Origin of the sequence: Chromobacterium piscinae (assembly GCF_021129175.1) — a bacterium.
GTDB lineage: Bacteria > Pseudomonadota > Gammaproteobacteria > Burkholderiales > Chromobacteriaceae > Chromobacterium > Chromobacterium piscinae.
The window spans coordinates 1-14,959 of record NZ_JAJOHV010000081.1 but is presented as its reverse complement, the minus strand read 5'-3'; the positions used below and the strand labels follow the sequence as shown (position 1 = coordinate 14,959).

Below are 14,959 nucleotides of genomic sequence, written 5' to 3'. Positions count from 1 at the left end.
CGCGCCCACCGGCTTGCGCGCGGCGGCGCGGGCCAGCGATGCGCGGGCCTGGGCCGGCGAGATGTCGGCGCCGAACTGGACGCCGATCTTGTCGGCCGCGTCGGCGGTGCCGGTGCCGATGTACCAGTCCGGTTTGGACGCCAGCACATGTTCCATGTTCACTTCGCCCACCGCGCCGGGGATCAGCTTGTCGCCGATATTGACGCCGCCGGCGGCGTCCACCAGTTCGCCCAGGCTGCCCTTGCCGGCGCTGGTGACGTTGGGGAAGGCGGCGGCGCGCAGATCGAGGAAGACCTTGGGCTTCTGCTGAGCGGGGATGGCGGCCACCGTCTTGCGGATGGCGTCGATCCGGCTTTGGTAGAAGCGGATGAAGCGCTCGGCCTCGGCCTCGCGCTGCAGCGCCTTGCCCATGATGCGCAGGCTGGGCACGGTGTGTTCCAGCGGCGCGTTGCGGAAATCGACGAACACCACCGGCACCTTGGCCGCCTGCAGCTGCTGGACGATGGGGTTGTTCAGGCCCGGGCCGTGGCCGGAGATGCTGAAAATGGCGATGTCCGGCTTCAGCGTCAGCACCTTCTCTGCGCTGACCGAGTTCTCGCTGGTCTTGCCGATCAGCGGAATGCGGTCGATCTCGGGGAAGCGTTTCTTGTACTGGGCGTAGGTTTGCGGGTCCAACTGGCGAAAATCGCCCTGCCAGCCGGCGATGCGCGCCAACGGCTGCTTGCCTTCCAGCAGCGCCAGCGCGTAGAACAGCCGGCCTTCGCCCAGCAGGATGCGGTTCACCTTGGCCGGCACTTCCACTTTGCGGCCGGCGATGTCGGTGACGGTGGCGGCCTGGGCCGACAGCGCGGCGGCGGCGATCAGCGCGGCCGCCAGCAGGCGGGAGAATAGGGTCTTCATCGGGCGTCCTTTACTTCTGCCAGGCGAGCTTGAGTTCCGGCTGCTTGGCCATCAGGCCCAGGTGCTCGTCCATGATGAATTCGATTTTGGCCAGTTTGTCGGCAGCGTCCGCCGCGCACACCATGTCCAGCGTGTCGCCTGAGCGCTGGATGTCGCAGGTGCCGATGGGGAATTGCACATGGGCGCGCTCGGTGTCGAAATCCACCGGCACTTTCAGCGCGTAGTGCTTGCACAGCTTGTACAGCACCTTGTCGGCGTTGGCGGTGGTGAGGGAAGCGCGGCTGCTCAGCATGATGTTTGCTCCATTCTTTTAAAACGGGAACAGGCAGTTGGCGGACCGATGGGGTCCGGCAACTGCCGTGCGTGGCTTCCCGCCCGCTTTCGAGGAGCGGACGGGGAGCGCGGGGTTTAGAACTTGCCGGTCAGGGTCAGCCAATAGCGGCGGCCTTCATCAACCATCCAGTTGCCGTTGAGAGGACCCTTGCCGGTTGTATCTCGATTGCCAGGACGGTCGTCGATGGCGACTGTGCGGTCTCCGATGTTGTATACGGCAAAGTTAACGTCGAAGGTCTTGTTGATGTGGTAGGTGCCGCCCAGGTCCCAGGTACTGGAACCGCCTCGGGTCCGCACTCCATTGGCACCGTTGCGGTACGCCGCGTAGTATTGCTTACCTTCGAAATTGAGACGGGTATACAGGTCCAATTTCTCTACTGGGTTCCAGGCCAACTTGATGTTGCCCGCATGCTCAGGTGTTTTGTCCAACGGCATGCCTTCCAGCGACTGGCCGGAGAAGGTGGTTTCCTTGCCGCCGTGGCGCTTGGACTTGGTGTAGGTGTAGTTGCCGGATACGGTCCAGCGCGGTGTGAAGGTCCAACTGCTAGAGAGCTCCAGGCCATGGATGTTCACTGAGTCAACATTGTCGTAGACATAGACTTCAGCCATCTGGCCTGCTTTAGAGATCAGCTGGTTTGTGTACTGGCCGGTGCCATAGCTGACGACTTTATTTTTAAACTGGTTGTAAAACAGTGTAGCGTTGGCTTGCAGGTCTCGATTGTTGTCGAAATGCAGGCTGGCTTCGTAGGAAGTACTTTCCTCCGGCTTCAGTTTTCCATTGCCGCACAAAAGCCCGGCGCCTTTATTGGTGCTGATGCAATAACCTTCAGTGCTTTGGCGTATGGTTGGCGCTTTAAAGCCTTTGCCAATGCCTCCCTTTAGAGTCCAATTCGCATTCAGTTGATCTACCAGATACAGGCGTGGCGTGAAGTGGCTGCCGAACACGCTGTGATGGTCAAGGCGGCCGCCACCGGTCAACTTCAGACTGTCGGTGATGTCGTAGGTATCCTCTGCGAACAGCGCCCAAGTGTTGACGGTGATTTTGTTCGGGTTGGCGGGACCGTTGAGGCCGGCAATGGCGTCCTGGGCACGCATATTGTCACCAACCTGCTTGCCGACTTGGGTGCCGAGCTTCAGCGTGTGCCTGTCGAACAGGAAGGAGAGCTGGCCGTCGAGCGTGGTGTTGGTCAGCCTCATGCCTTTGCCGTCATCGACATTGTTAGCACTATGGCTGGGTTTCTCGATTTCTTGATACAACGCGATATTGGAGCGGATGATTCCGTACTTTCCGCTATGGCTCAAGCTCCAGTGGTCTCGAGTGTCGAAATAGTCGTCCTTACTACCACGGGGTGCAGCGCTTTTACCAGGGGTGGTGGTTTTACGCAGCTCGTTATGGCCTGCTTCAAGCGTGATTTCATGATCCTTGCTTGGAGTGAAGCTAAGTTTGGCATTGATGTCGCCGACATGGGCGGCATCTTTGCCGCCATCGAGGCTTTTTGAGTAATAAATATTGTCTTCGGCCTGGTTGTTCAGCGCGCCATAGACTTGCAGCGACAGCAGGTCCTTCACCAGCGGGCCGCCGACCCAGAAGCTGCTCTGGCCGGTATTGCCTTCAGCGGAATGCTCGGTGATGGTGCCGCCCAGCGTCATCGAGCCGTGCCACTCCTTGGGTGACTTGCGTGTGATGATGTTGACCACGCCGCCCATCGCGTCGGAGCCGTATAGCGACGACATCGGGCCGCGCACCACTTCGATGCGCTCGATCGCTTCCATCGGCGGAATCTGGAATTGCTGGAAGCCGCCGGTGCCGCGGCTGCGGGATTCGCGGGTGTTCTGGCGGCGGCCATCCACCAGGAGCAGCGTGTATTCGCCGGGCATGCCGCGAATGGAGATGTCCTTGTCCCCCGGACCGGAACCGTTGATGCTCACACCCTCCAGGTCCTGGATCGCGTCGGCCAGGTTGGTGAACGGCTTCTTTTGCAGGTCTTCGCGGGTGATCACCGAAATGCTGGCCGGGGCTTCCTTGATTTTCTGCTCGTAGCCGGTGGCGGTCACCACCACCGAGGGCAGCACCGCCTCGGCGGCGTGCGCTGCGGGCAGATAGAGGGCGCCGACGGCGGCGGACAGCATGGCCAGGCGGAATGCCGGGCGCGCGAGGTGCGGGGAGCGCTTGTTTTTCATTGTATTGGTCGTACCCAGAGTGTTCATCACGGAACGCATATCCAATTGGCAAGCCGGCTGGCGCATCGCAAGCCGTTCCGATCAAGACGCCGGATTAGATTTGCGCAATGAATGTCAATTGAGCGGACCATTATCACATCGACTTATTTTTAACACAAATAGGAATCGTTTTTATTCTCATAAAGATCACGCATGATCCGGCCGGGAGGCGCGCCGCGCGCACGCAAGGGTATGAATTTGTTGGGGATTGGCGTGAAATTTCATCGTGTTGCAAGAAGATGACATCGCAACGGTGTTTTTGCCGAATCCGCGCAAGCCCATTGCGCAAAGTTTGCATTGCGCCAGTCCTAATTGGCAGTACCGCTTGCGCGCCATTCAGAATACCAATTAAATACCAATGCCGTTTGCATCGCGCATGGCCGGGCAGCGGCGAGAGCTCCGGACGCGCGCGCCCGGAACGCCATGTTGGATAGCGAGGGAGTGGACGATGAGCGTGAAGCGATTACTGGGCGCGGCAGTGCTGGCCGCCTTGTCGGCGTGGGCGTGGGCCGCGCCGGATGCGGCGGCGTTGGGGCAGAGCCTGTCGCTGAGGATTGCGGTGGACACCAACAAGGGCGCCGCGGCCGGCGCGCCGTGCTCCGACCTGGGAGCGGACTGGGCGTCCTGCCTGAAGGGCCGGCTGATCCTGGAAAACAAGGGCGGGCAGGCGGTGGCGCCCGGCGGCGGCTGGAATCTGTATCTGCACAGCATCCGCCGCATCCTGAAGCTGGACACGCCGCAGTTCTCCCTCCGCCACATCACCGGCGACCTGTACCAGATCACGCCCACCGCCGCCTTCCAGGGCTTGGCGCCGGGCCAGAAGCTGGAGCTGCCGCTGATAGACGAATACTGGATACTGCAGGAAAGCGACGTGCTGCCCCGCCCCTATGTGACGGTGGACGGCCAGCAGCCGGCGCTGCTGCAGCACGACAGCAGCGACGAGGCCAGCTATCTGCTGCCGCTGACCGGCGACAACTGGAAAAATCCGGCCGGTGAGCTGCGGCCGCTGGCCACGCCGGAACAGCGCTATCGCGCCTTCAGCCAGCGCGGCCCGCAGCTGTCTGTCGCGCAGGCGGCCAACCGCGTCATCCCGGCCACATTGCGCCAGCAGCTGGGCGGCGGCGAGCTGTTGGTCCGCGGCCTTAACCTGAACCTGTCCGGCGTCAGCCCGGCGCAGCGGGACGCGCTGGCGCAGCGCGCGGCGCAGCTCGGGTTGCGCAACGAGGGCGTCAATGTCAGCGGCGGCGTGGTCGGCGGCCGCTTGCCGGCCGACATCGCCGTGTCCGGCGGCTATCGGCTGCTGATCGGCCAGCAGGGCGTGAGGGTGGAAGGCTTTGACGCCGCCGGCGTGTTCTACGGCGTGCAGACGCTGCTGGGCCTGCTGCCGCAGGGGGGCGGCCAGGTGCGCTGGATGACGGTGGAGGATGCGCCGCGCTATGTCCATCGCGGCTTCATGGCCGATCTGGCGCGCAACTTCAAGCAGCCGGCCACGGTGCGCCGCCTGATAGATCAGATGGCCGCCTACAAGCTCAACAAGCTGCACCTGCATCTGTCCGACGACGAAGGCTGGCGCTTGCAGATTCCCGGCCTGCCGGAGCTGACCGACGTCGGCGCGCGCCGCTGCCATGACTTGAGCGAAACCCAGTGCCTGGTGCCGCAGCTGGGCTCCGGCCCGGCCAACCAGTCCGGAGGCGGCTATCTGACCCGCGCCGACTACATCGCGCTGGTGAGCTACGCCCAGGCGCGTTTCATCGAGGTGATTCCGGAGTTCGACATGCCGGCGCACGCCCGCGCCGCGATGGTGGCTATGGAGGCGCGCTACCGCAAGCTGCTGGCGCAGGGCCAGCCGCAGGCGGCGTCGGAATACCGCTTGCTGGACCCGCAAGACCAGTCCAACACGCTGTCGGTGCAATTCTACGACCGCCGCACCTATTTCAACCCCTGCGTGCCGGGCAGCGGCCGCTTCGTGTCCAAGCTGGTGGCCGAGGTGGCGCAGATGCACCGCGAGGCTGGCCAGCCGCTGCAGACCTGGCATTTCGGCGGCGACGAGGCCAAGAACATCCTGCTGGGCTCCGGCTTCCAGGACGCCAGCGGCAGCGACCCGGCCAAGGGCAAGGTCAATATGGCGCAGCAGGACAAGCCGTGGGGCCGCTCGCCGGCCTGCCAGGCGCAGATCGCCAGGGGCAAATTGAAGAGCGTGGACGACTTGTCGCTGCGCTTCGCGCGCGAGGCCAGCCGCATTGTTTCCCAGCAGGGCATCCCGACGATGGCGGCGTGGCAGGACGGCGTGGCCGGCTCCAGCGGCGCGTCCGATTTCGCCACCCGCAATACCATGGTCACCGAATGGGACACGCTGTACTGGGGCGCGGCGCAGGCGGTGAACGGCTACGCCGCCAAGGGCTTCAAGACGGTGCTGGCGTTGCCTGATTACCTGTACTTCGACTTCCCCTACGAGCTGAACCCGCGCGAGCACGGCTATTACTGGGCCTCGCGCGATACCGACAGCTACAAGGTGTTCAGCTTCGCTCCGGACAACCTGCCGCAAAACGCCGAAGTGATGCCGGACCGCCAGGGCCAGCCGTTCGCGGTGACCAGCTCCGCCGCGCCGGCGCAATACGCCGGCATTCAGGGCCAAGCCTGGACCGAGGTGATGCGCACCGACGCCGAGTTCGAAACCATGGTCTACCCGCGCCTGCTGGCGTTGGCCGAACGAGCCTGGCACAAGGCGGCGTGGGAGCGGCCATACAAGGTGGGCGAGACCTACCAGCTGGGCGTCACCCATCTGGTGGACAAGGCGGCGATGAACGCCGACTGGCAGCAATTCGCCGCGGTGCTGGGCTGGCGCGAGGCCGGCAAGCTGGAGCGCGCCGGCATAGGCTACCGGGTATCGATGCCGGCGGTGCAGCCGGACGCCAATGGCATCTCGGTGACGACCGAATGGCCGGGCGCGCGCCTGCAGTATTCGCCCGATGGCCATAGCTGGCAGAACTATTTGCCCGGCCTGCAAGTGCAGGCGCGCTACTGGCGCGGCGTCACCCAGGACGGCCGCCGAGTCGGGCGAGTGGAGGCCTTGTCTGGGCAGTGAGAAGCATCAGAGAGGGCAAGATGCTTGCCCGTACTTAAAAGCCGCAGTATTTCGTGTGGATTTAGTTTGAATGCTTTGTTTTTTGGAAGAGATGGCGGGCCTTGGCCCGCCGTTTTTATTGGAGTCTTTAAAAGCGCAGACTTGGCCAGATGGCCGGGTTCAGGCCAATGCGGCCATTTATGCCTTTGTGCTAGCATGGGCATGCTCAGTCAGAGTTAGGCATAAGAGAGCCCTATCAGATGGCGATCGCTTTATGATTGCGCTCCTAAACAGTTTGCCGGGATATGAACCAGTAGCCGATAGTATTTTACGAACTGTCAGGGTGTTTTATACGGGAAGGCGAAAAGAATTATTATTGCGCTATTTAGTTTTTTATTTTTCAGACGTCATTTTCTTTTTCGAATATGAATAATGGGGAGGGCATTTATGCGGATCAAAGCAACCTTCTCACGCCCAATTTTGCAACGCCCGCATTCAGAAAGCGGCTCGATGATTATCCTGGAGTTATCGTTTTATCCATCATGCTTCGTTCCAGCGGAGCCCTGATTCCAAAGACTTTGCGGGAGAATGGCGTAAAGCTATCTCCGCAGCCTTGGATCATTGCAGATTTGCGCGGTGTGAATGAGTGCATGGTGAGTTTTATGGCGAAGAAATGCAACATTCAAAATGCTTTGAGTTGGTTTGCAGCCTGGCTTCCTAACCATTTAATGATTGCTCAGTAGGGGGCGGACGTTAAAGGTAATCTTTTTTAGCGAATGGCGACAGGAGGGAATATGTCCGAGGGCGACATCAAGCTTTGCGGTAGTTGGCGGTTGGTTTCTTTCGATCTGGAGCTGCAGGAGTCCAAGGAGCGCACCCAACCATGGGGCGAGCACTCCAATGGTCATCTGATTTTCAGCGCCGACGGGCGGATGATGGTACTTGTGACAGCTAAAGCGCGGGAACCGGGAAGCTCCGATGCGCAACAGGCGGCGTTGTTCCGAACCGTGATGGCCTATACCGGGCAGTATCGGGTAGATGGAGATCGTTTCATCGTCAAGGTGGACACATGCTGGAACGAAGTTTGGAATGGTACTGAGCAGGAGCGGTTCTACAGGCTGGACGGCGACGAACTGGATATTTTCACCGCCTGGATGCCGAACCCTTTGGTGGCTGGGAGTGTAATGGGGAGGGGTGTTCTTGGTTTTGTGCGGGAGTAGTTTCTTGGGTTGAGCGGGCGGCCAGTTATTTTTAGGCCAGAATTTGGTGGTTTGCTCTAAAGTAATAAGGGATAAGCAAGCTCTACGCAGGTGCGGTAGCCCATGTCTTTTAATACAATTGAATGAGGCTGTGTGGCTGGAAATGAAGCTGACATCAATGGTGATGACATGCCTTTGTATGGCATTTATTGGCACTGCTGCTGCCAGCTCATTTGTCGTGGGCGTAGAAGAGATTGACTATTATCCGCTGCATAGCTGCGTCAATGGAAAATTTTCTGGGTATGGCAGAGATTTGCTTGATGCATTTGCAAAGCAATCCGGCTATTCATTTACTTACACGCCACTTCCGGTTTCAAGGCTGTTTCATACATTTCTGAACGACAGCTCGATTGATTTTAAATATCCAGATAATCCCCACTGGCAAGCTGATCTGAAAAAAGGGAAATCCATTTTTTATAGCGCTCCAGTCATAAATGTTATTGAAGGATTGTTAGTGAAGCCGGATAAGGTGGACCAGCTATCATCGGCTTCCCTTAGAGCCATCGTGACTATGCGAGGATTTACCCCTTGGCCTTTTGAGCAGGCCATGCGGCAAAAGATCAATAATGGAACGATTCGGGTCTATCAGGAGGATTCGTTCAGCAAGGTGATCGGTTTGGGAATGACTGGGCACTACGACGCCATCTATGCCAGTCCGATAGTCATAAATTACTACCTTGACGAGATTGTCCACAAGCCAGGCGCACTAGTCTTTGATAGGAAGCTTCCCTTTGAAAGCAATGATTTTTCCCTCTCTAGCATCCGACAAGGAGAGGTGATCAAGCAATTCAATGAATTTCTTGAAAAAAACCAGCCCTTGATTATAGAACTGAAGAGAAAGTACAGGCTGCCTGAAAAGGCGGCTCAGTGAATTAAGGGCGGTATGCGGGCCGGCAGCAGGTGAGTCTGTTCCGGTCGTAGTAGCATGGTCTCTCCCAGGAATATGCCGCTCCAGCGGTGGTCGGCTCAGCCTAAATTGCGTTTTGTCGCCACAAGCGCGTTCACTTTCAGCCGCTACTCCCATTCTTGCATTTCCTCCAGACAACTCATGCCATGACCGGCGCCTGATCCAGGCCGTGGGCTTCCGAACTAGAAATGATCGACCGCAATCACCGCTTCGGCGAAGGCGCGCGGCGCTTCCTGCGGCAGGTTGTGTCCCACGCCGCCGCGGATCAGCTGGTGCTGGTATTTGCCGGTGAAGCGCTTGGCGTATGCCGCAGGCTCGGGGTGCGGAGCGCCGTTGGCGTCGCCTTCCATGGTGATGGTCGGCACTGTGATGGCTGGGAATTTGGCCAGGCTTGCTTCCAGGCCGGCGTACTTGGTTTCGCCGGTTTCCAGGCCCAGGCGCCAGCGATAGTTGTAGAGGGTGACGGCGACGTGGTCCGGGTTGTCGAGCGCCGCAGCGCTGCGCTCGAAGGCGGCGCTGTTGAAATGCCATTGCGGCGAGGCGGTTTGCCAGATCAGTCTGGCGAAATCGCGATAGTTTTTTTCGTAGCCGGCGCGGCCGCGCTCGGTGGCGAAGTAGAACTGGTACCACCATTGCAACTCGGCCTTGGGCGGCAAAGGTTGTTTGCCAGCTTCCTGGCTGCCAATCAGGTAGCCGCTTACGGCAACCAGCCCCTTTACCCGCTGTGGCCACAGCGCGGCGACGATATCGGCGGAGCGCGCCCCCCAGTCGTAGCCGGCGAGGATAGCCTTGTCTATCTTCAGCGCGTCCATCAGCGCGACAACGTCGGAAGCCAGCGCCGCTGGCTGGCCGTTGCGCACGGCGCCGGGGTCGCGGAAGCGCGTGCGGCCGTAGCCGCGCAGGTATGGCACGATCACGCGGTAGCCGGATCGGGTCAGCATGGGGACGACATCGATGAAGCTGTGGATGTCGTACGGCCAGCCGTGCAGCAGGATGACTGCCGGGCCATCGGCCGGGCCTTCGTCGACGTAACCGATGTTCAGCGCGCCGGCATCGATCTGCTTGATGTCCTTGAAGGCGGGCAGTGTTTGAGCTGCGGCCGCCGTCGCGCTCGGTGCTGCATCGGTTGTTTGCACCTGGACGACTCCCGCCAGCGCGAATGCTCCGGGTAGGGAAAGCCCGATTGCGGCGAAGATGTTGCGGAGCTTGCTGCAGATGGTTTTTTTCATCCTTTTTCACCTGTGGAGGTTGGCTGGGGTGTCGCGCATCCATGCAGCGGGATGGCCAGCGCTGTGCGCCGCCATTGTTCCGCCGGCGCCGGAGCGGATGGCCTCACTATGCCAATTTGGTGATTTCGCAGAAAGAGCAACAATATGCACACTTCGTTGCTTCATGAGCAACGTAACGCCGGAGCCTGAGCATGCGGGACATCAATCAACAACGGCTGCGCTATTTTCGCGAGGTGCTGCGGCATGGCTCGATACGCGGGGCGGCCGATAGCCTCAATACCTCGCCATCGGTGATCACTCGCCAGATCAAATTATTGGAGGGCGAGCTGGACGTCGTGCTGTTCGAGCGCGCGGCGCGTGGGGTCAGGCCGACCGAGGCCGCCGCGCATCTGCTGGAATACTGGCGGGGCTGCCGCTCGCACCAGGAGCGACTCGAGGACCAGTTGCTGGCCCTGAAGGGGCTGCAGCAAGGCCAGGTGCGGCTGGCGATCAGCGAAGGGTATGTCGACGCCTTGGTTGACGAGGTGTTGACCCCGTTCTGCAGGCAATATCCGCAGCTGGAGATCGGGCTGGAGATGTGGCCAGTCGACGACTTGCTGCGTGAAGTGGCGGAGGGGCGGGCGCATATCGGCTTGGCCTACAATCCGCCCGCGCACCCCCACATTGAGTATCACGCCAGCTCCACGCAGCCGGTCGTGCTGCTGTTGCGGTCCGACCATCCGCTGGCGCTGAGGGGCGGGCCAGCCAGCATCGCCGATCTGCTGTCCTACCCACTGGCCTTGATGCCGCCGACGTTTGGCATCGGCCACGCGGTCAGAATGCTGGAATTCGCCGAGGGTATACGGATTCGTCCGACGCTGACCACCAATTCGCTGTCAGCGCTCAAGCGCATCACCGCCGCCGACAACTTCGTCGCGCTGATCGGCGAGTTTGCCGCTTACCGCGAACTGATGGCCGGCGAATTGACTACTGTGCCTATCGACCATCCGCTGTTGCAAGGGGCCAAGGCCAGGCTGCTGCTCAAGGCCGGCCGCCCGTTGGCGGCCGCCCCCCGGGAGCTGCTGGTCTGGATGGAACGGCGCATGTCGATGTTCGCCGCGCCAGTAGGCTAGGAGATTGGCACTGTTTTTATTTGATGGATGACTATTTCGGAATGACTATTTCAGCATGAAATAAAACAGGGCATGCTCAATGTTTGACTGCGCTTCCGGCATCTTTTCCCTTCTCCAAGCGGAGGTAGGGGAATGGGTGGATGGGCGTTGCTGGAAAGTGGATATTGCTGATTGTCAAACATGAAACCATGTTTTAACGAATGCTTTTTGTACGGCGGTGTCGCAAACAGGATAGTGACTTCTCGTCCGCTTCCTTTAGAATCGATCGAGCATGTAAAAACAGCCGCGCGGAAAAAGCGTTGGCGCACGACAGAACAAGGAAGGAAAACCATCAATGAGCAATTCGGTAACCCGCGCTGATTTCGACCAGGTCATGGTGCCCAACTACGGCCCGGCCGGTTTCATCCCGGTCCGCGGCGAAGGCTCCCGCGTCTGGGACCAGGACGGCCGCGAATTCGTCGACCTGGCCGGCGGCATCGCCGTCAACTCGCTGGGCCACTGCCACCCCGAGCTGGTGGCCGCGCTGACCGAGCAGGCGAACAAGCTGTGGCACGTGTCCAATGTGTTCACCAACGAGCCGGCGCTGAAGCTGGCCAGCCTGCTGGTGGAAAAGACTTTCGCCGAGCGCGTGTTCTTCTGCAACTCCGGCGCCGAGGCCAACGAGGCAGCGTTCAAGCTGGCGCGCAAGTACGCTCATGACAACTTCGGCGCGGACAAGAACCAGATCCTGTCTTGCGTCAATTCCTTCCACGGCCGCACGCTGTTCACCGTCAGCGTCGGCGGCCAGCCCAAGTACACCGAAGGCTTCGGCCCGGTGCCGGGCGGCATCGGCCATTTCGAATTCAACGATATCGAATCGCTGAAGGCGGCCATTTCCGACAAGACCTGCGCGGTGGTGATCGAACCCATCCAGGGCGAGAGCGGCGTGCTGCCGGCCGATCCGGAATTCCTGAAAGCCGCGCGCGAGCTGTGCGACCAGCACAACGCGCTGCTGATCTTTGACGAAGTGCAAAGCGGCATGGGCCGCACCGGCGCACTGTTCGCTTACCAGCAATACGGCGTGACCCCGGACATCCTGTCCTCCGCCAAGGGCATCGGCGGCGGCTTCCCGATTGGCGCGATGCTGACCACCGAGAAAGTGGCCAAGAGCTTCGGCATCGGTAGCCACGGCTCCACCTACGGCGGCAATCCGCTCGCCTGTGCGGTGGCCCACAAGGTGGTGTCCATCGTCAGCTCTCCCGAGGTGCTCGCCGGCGTCGAGGCGCGCCATAACCGCCTGGTGGCCGGCCTGGAGGCGATCAACGCCAAGTACAAGGTATTCAAGCTGGTGCGCGGCAAGGGGCTGTTGATCGGCTGCGTGCTGACCGACGAATACAACGGCCGCGCCCGCGAATTCCTGAAGGCTGCCGAGAAGCAGCAGCTGATGATTCTGGTGGCGGGCCTGAGCGTGCTGCGCCTGGCGCCGTCGCTGGTGATCAGCGATGCCGACATCGATGAGGGCTTGAAGCGCCTCGACGCCGCCATCGCCGATCTGCAGTCCGCCAAGTAAGCCAGGCAAGGCCCGCCGGGCGGCAGTGTCGTCCGGCCCTCTAGACCCAGACTCAACCGCCACGACCCCGCTTCGGCCGGGTCGCGGCTGCGGCTGCGCCCGCGATACGCGCGGCCGCCCCCAACCCAGGGAGGTAGTCCCATGTTTACCGTGCGTCCCGTCCGCACTTCGGACTTGCCGGCGATCGAGCGGCTGGCCCAGGCCAGCGGCATCGGCGTCACCAGCTTGCCGAGCAACCGCGAGAAGCTGTTCGAACGCATCCAGCAATCGGTCAGCGCCTTCGAGCACGAAGCCAGCGGCGAATCCAGCCGCGACTACTACATGTTCGCGCTGGAGCAGGGCGGCGCGGTGGTGGGCACCGCGTCGATCTGCGCGTCGGCCGGCTTCGACGAGCCGTTCTACAGCTACCGCAGCGAAACCGCCGTCCATGCCTCCCGCGCGCTGAAGGTCAACAACCGCGTCCACGTGCTCAACATCTGCCACGACCTGACCGGCACCGTGCAGCTGTGCGGCTTCTTTGTCGACAGCGGGCTGGAGGCCATCGCCGGCGAGCTGATGTCGCGCGCCCGGCTGCTGTTCATCGCCGGCGAGCGCGAGCGCTTCGGCCGCCGCATCATCGCCGAGATGCAGGGCGTGCATGACGACGCCGGCCAGTCGCCGTTCTGGAACGCCATCGGCCGCCGCTTCTTCAACCTGGATTTCCTGCAGGTGGAGCAGGCCTTCGTCAGCCACAGCAAGACCTTCATCGCCGAGCTGATGCCCAGCTACCCGATCTACGTGCCGCTGCTGCCCGACGAGGCGCAGCAGGCGATCGGCCAGATCCACCCGCACTTCGAGCGCGTTTGCCAATTGCTGTGCAAGGAAGGCTTCGAAGCCGACAACTATCTGGACATCTTCGACGGCGGCGCGGTGCTGACCGCCGAGCTGGACCGCCTGAAGACGGTGGAGCACAGCCGGGCTTACCCGGTGGAAATCCAGGCCAGCCTGCCGGCGCAGGCCAGCCTGCAGCTGGTCAGCAACCAGCGCCTGGCCGGTTTCGCCGCCACCGCCGCCCGCGTGGCGGTGGTGGACGGCGTGGCCTTCATCAATCCCGACGCGGCCAAGGCGCTGGGCGTATCCAGCGGCGACATGGTGCGCGTCGCCGGTTTGCAGCAAGACTAAGGAGGCCTGGCCATGATGTTTATCCGTCCCGTTGAACACAAGGACCTGCCGGGCTTGATGGAGCTGGCCAGGAGCGCCGCCAGCGGCGGCGTGGGCCTGACCTCGCTGCCGATCAACGAAGACCGGCTGCAGAAGCGCATCGCCCGTTCGGTGCTGTCTTTCTCCGGCGAGCTGGACCGCGCCGACCACGGCTACGTTTTCGTGCTGGAGGATTCGGAAAATGGCAAGGTGGCCGGCATCTGCGCGGTGGAAGCCGCCGTCGGCCTGAAGGAGCCCTGGTACAACTACCGCATTGGCACCATCGTCCACGCGTCGGAAGAGCTGGGCGTGTACAGCCGCCATGAGACCTTGTTCCTGTCCAACGACCATACCGGCTATTCCGAGCTGTGCACGCTGTATCTGCACCCGGATTACCGCGTCAAGCGCAACGGCGGCCTGCTGTCCAAGAGCCGCTTCCTGTTCCTGGCGCAGTTCCCGCAGCTGTTCGGCAAGATGGTGGTGGCCGAGATGCGCGGCGTGTCCGACGAAACCGGCCGCTCGCCGTTCTGGGAGGCGCTGGGCCGCCATTTCTTCTCCATCGACTTCGCCGAGGCCGACTACCTGACCGGCATCGGCCAGAAGGCTTTCGTCGCCGAGCTGATGCCCAAGCATCCGGTCTATGTCGACTTCCTGGAGCCGGAAGCGCAGGCGGTGATCGGCCTCACCCATGAGGCCACCCGCCCGGCGGTGGCGATGCTGGAGTCGGAAGGCTTCCGCTACGAGGGTTATGTCGACATCTTCGATGCCGGTCCGACCGTCCAGGCCTACACCGGCGACATCCGCGCGGTGAAGGAAAGCCAGCGCCTGCCGGCGCGCGTCGTCGATCCGCTGCCGGACGGCGACAAGGAGTGCTATCTGGTCTGCAATGATGCCCTGCAGGACTACCGCGCGGTGCTGGTGGAGTCGGCTCGGCCGCAGGGCGAATTCTGCCTGACGCCGGAACTGGCGCGGGCGCTCAAGATTAAAGACGGCGATCACGTCCGCTGTGTGACGCTGACGCCGAAGGAGGCAGCGCAATGAGCAGTCTGTTTATCGATGGCAAGTGGCTGGCCGGCGACGGCGAGTCCATGGCCAAGACCAATCCCGCCGACAACGCGCCTCTGTGGCAGGGCCGCGCTGCGGACAGCGCCCAGGTGGATGCCGCCGTGCGCGCCGCCCGCGCCGCCTTCCCGGCCTGGGCCCGCGC

At 61.7% G+C, this 14,959-nt stretch carries 13 protein-coding genes; 9 read left to right on the top strand and 4 right to left on the bottom strand.

Going from position 1 to position 14,959, the window contains the following annotated elements:
* The 3 genes from LQR33_RS18830 to LQR33_RS18820 form a co-directional block, all read right to left on the bottom strand.
* A partial coding sequence (locus LQR33_RS18830; protein ID WP_231470076.1) for an ABC transporter substrate-binding protein occupies positions 1-900 on the bottom strand: 900 nt, incomplete at its 3' end.
* 10 nt (positions 901-910) lie between these two features.
* Positions 911-1,192, bottom strand: a complete 282-nt coding sequence (locus tag LQR33_RS18825) for a DUF2218 domain-containing protein (protein ID WP_221666919.1) — start codon at positions 1,190-1,192, stop codon at positions 911-913.
* A 116-nt stretch (positions 1,193-1,308) separates the two neighbouring features.
* The gene (locus LQR33_RS18820) at positions 1,309-3,441 is read right to left on the bottom strand and encodes a TonB-dependent receptor domain-containing protein (RefSeq protein WP_231179757.1); all 2,133 of its coding nucleotides are present in this window, start codon (positions 3,439-3,441) and stop codon (positions 1,309-1,311) included.
* 460 nt (positions 3,442-3,901) lie between these two features.
* On the opposite strand from LQR33_RS18820, the gene LQR33_RS18815 reads away from it, so the two are divergent.
* The 4 genes from LQR33_RS18815 to LQR33_RS18800 all read left to right on the top strand — a co-directional run bounded on the left by LQR33_RS18815 (position 3,902) and on the right by LQR33_RS18800 (position 8,647).
* Positions 3,902-6,538 carry a family 20 glycosylhydrolase gene (locus LQR33_RS18815; RefSeq protein ID WP_231470075.1) on the top strand — a complete coding sequence of 879 codons (2,637 nt, stop codon included), beginning with the start codon at positions 3,902-3,904 and terminating at the stop codon, positions 6,536-6,538.
* Between the two features lie 70 nt (positions 6,539-6,608).
* Positions 6,609-6,950, top strand: coding sequence for a hypothetical protein (locus LQR33_RS18810; RefSeq protein WP_231470074.1), 342 nt, complete (start codon positions 6,609-6,611; stop codon positions 6,948-6,950).
* Positions 6,951-7,311: 361 nt separating this feature from the next.
* Complete coding sequence (locus LQR33_RS18805) at positions 7,312-7,737, top strand: lipocalin-like domain-containing protein (RefSeq protein WP_166440870.1); 426 nt, start codon at positions 7,312-7,314, stop codon at positions 7,735-7,737.
* Between the two features lie 130 nt (positions 7,738-7,867).
* Complete coding sequence (locus LQR33_RS18800; RefSeq protein ID WP_231470073.1) at positions 7,868-8,647, top strand: substrate-binding periplasmic protein; 780 nt, start codon at positions 7,868-7,870, stop codon at positions 8,645-8,647.
* 218 nt (positions 8,648-8,865) lie between these two features.
* Here the strand turns inward: LQR33_RS18800 and LQR33_RS18795 are convergent, their stop codons facing one another.
* On the bottom strand, positions 8,866-9,912 hold the full coding sequence (locus tag LQR33_RS18795; protein WP_231470072.1) for an alpha/beta fold hydrolase: 1,047 nt from the start codon (positions 9,910-9,912) through the stop codon (positions 8,866-8,868).
* A gap of 191 nt (positions 9,913-10,103) precedes the next feature.
* Between LQR33_RS18795 and LQR33_RS18790 the strand changes: the two genes are divergently transcribed.
* From LQR33_RS18790 to LQR33_RS18770, 5 genes are all read left to right on the top strand, one after another.
* A complete protein-coding gene (locus tag LQR33_RS18790) occupies positions 10,104-11,024 on the top strand; it encodes a LysR family transcriptional regulator (RefSeq protein WP_166440873.1) in 921 nt (306 codons plus the stop codon).
* A 334-nt stretch (positions 11,025-11,358) separates the two neighbouring features.
* Positions 11,359-12,573, top strand: a complete 1,215-nt coding sequence (locus tag LQR33_RS18785) for an aspartate aminotransferase family protein (RefSeq protein WP_231179725.1) — start codon at positions 11,359-11,361, stop codon at positions 12,571-12,573.
* A 141-nt stretch (positions 12,574-12,714) separates the two neighbouring features.
* Positions 12,715-13,734 carry an arginine/ornithine succinyltransferase subunit alpha gene (aruF, locus tag LQR33_RS18780; RefSeq protein WP_166440875.1) on the top strand — a complete coding sequence of 340 codons (1,020 nt, stop codon included), beginning with the start codon at positions 12,715-12,717 and terminating at the stop codon, positions 13,732-13,734.
* A gap of 12 nt (positions 13,735-13,746) precedes the next feature.
* Complete coding sequence (gene astA / locus LQR33_RS18775; protein ID WP_221665093.1) at positions 13,747-14,793, top strand: arginine N-succinyltransferase; 1,047 nt, start codon at positions 13,747-13,749, stop codon at positions 14,791-14,793.
* Positions 14,790-14,959: aldehyde dehydrogenase family protein (locus LQR33_RS18770; RefSeq protein ID WP_269326284.1), on the top strand; the 170-nt coding region annotated here is incomplete at its 3' end. The genes astA and LQR33_RS18770, both read left to right, overlap by 4 nt.

Excerpts from the sequence above, each read along its gene's own strand:
- astA (WP_221665093.1), top strand. The coding sequence starts at position 13,747 with ATGATGTTTATCCGTCCCGTTGAACACAAGGACCTGCCGGGCTTGATG.
- LQR33_RS18785 (WP_231179725.1), top strand. The coding sequence starts at position 11,359 with ATGAGCAATTCGGTAACCCGCGCTGATTTCGACCAGGTCATGGTGCCC.
- LQR33_RS18810 (WP_231470074.1), top strand. The coding sequence starts at position 6,609 with ATGCTTTGTTTTTTGGAAGAGATGGCGGGCCTTGGCCCGCCGTTTTTA.
- LQR33_RS18815 (WP_231470075.1), top strand. The coding sequence starts at position 3,902 with ATGAGCGTGAAGCGATTACTGGGCGCGGCAGTGCTGGCCGCCTTGTCG.
- aruF (WP_166440875.1), top strand. The coding sequence starts at position 12,715 with ATGTTTACCGTGCGTCCCGTCCGCACTTCGGACTTGCCGGCGATCGAG.
- LQR33_RS18825 (WP_221666919.1), bottom strand. The coding sequence starts at position 1,192 with ATGCTGAGCAGCCGCGCTTCCCTCACCACCGCCAACGCCGACAAGGTG.
- LQR33_RS18820 (WP_231179757.1), bottom strand. The coding sequence starts at position 3,441 with ATGAACACTCTGGGTACGACCAATACAATGAAAAACAAGCGCTCCCCG.
- LQR33_RS18790 (WP_166440873.1), top strand. The coding sequence starts at position 10,104 with ATGCGGGACATCAATCAACAACGGCTGCGCTATTTTCGCGAGGTGCTG.
- LQR33_RS18805 (WP_166440870.1), top strand. The coding sequence starts at position 7,312 with ATGTCCGAGGGCGACATCAAGCTTTGCGGTAGTTGGCGGTTGGTTTCT.
- LQR33_RS18795 (WP_231470072.1), bottom strand. The coding sequence starts at position 9,912 with ATGAAAAAAACCATCTGCAGCAAGCTCCGCAACATCTTCGCCGCAATC.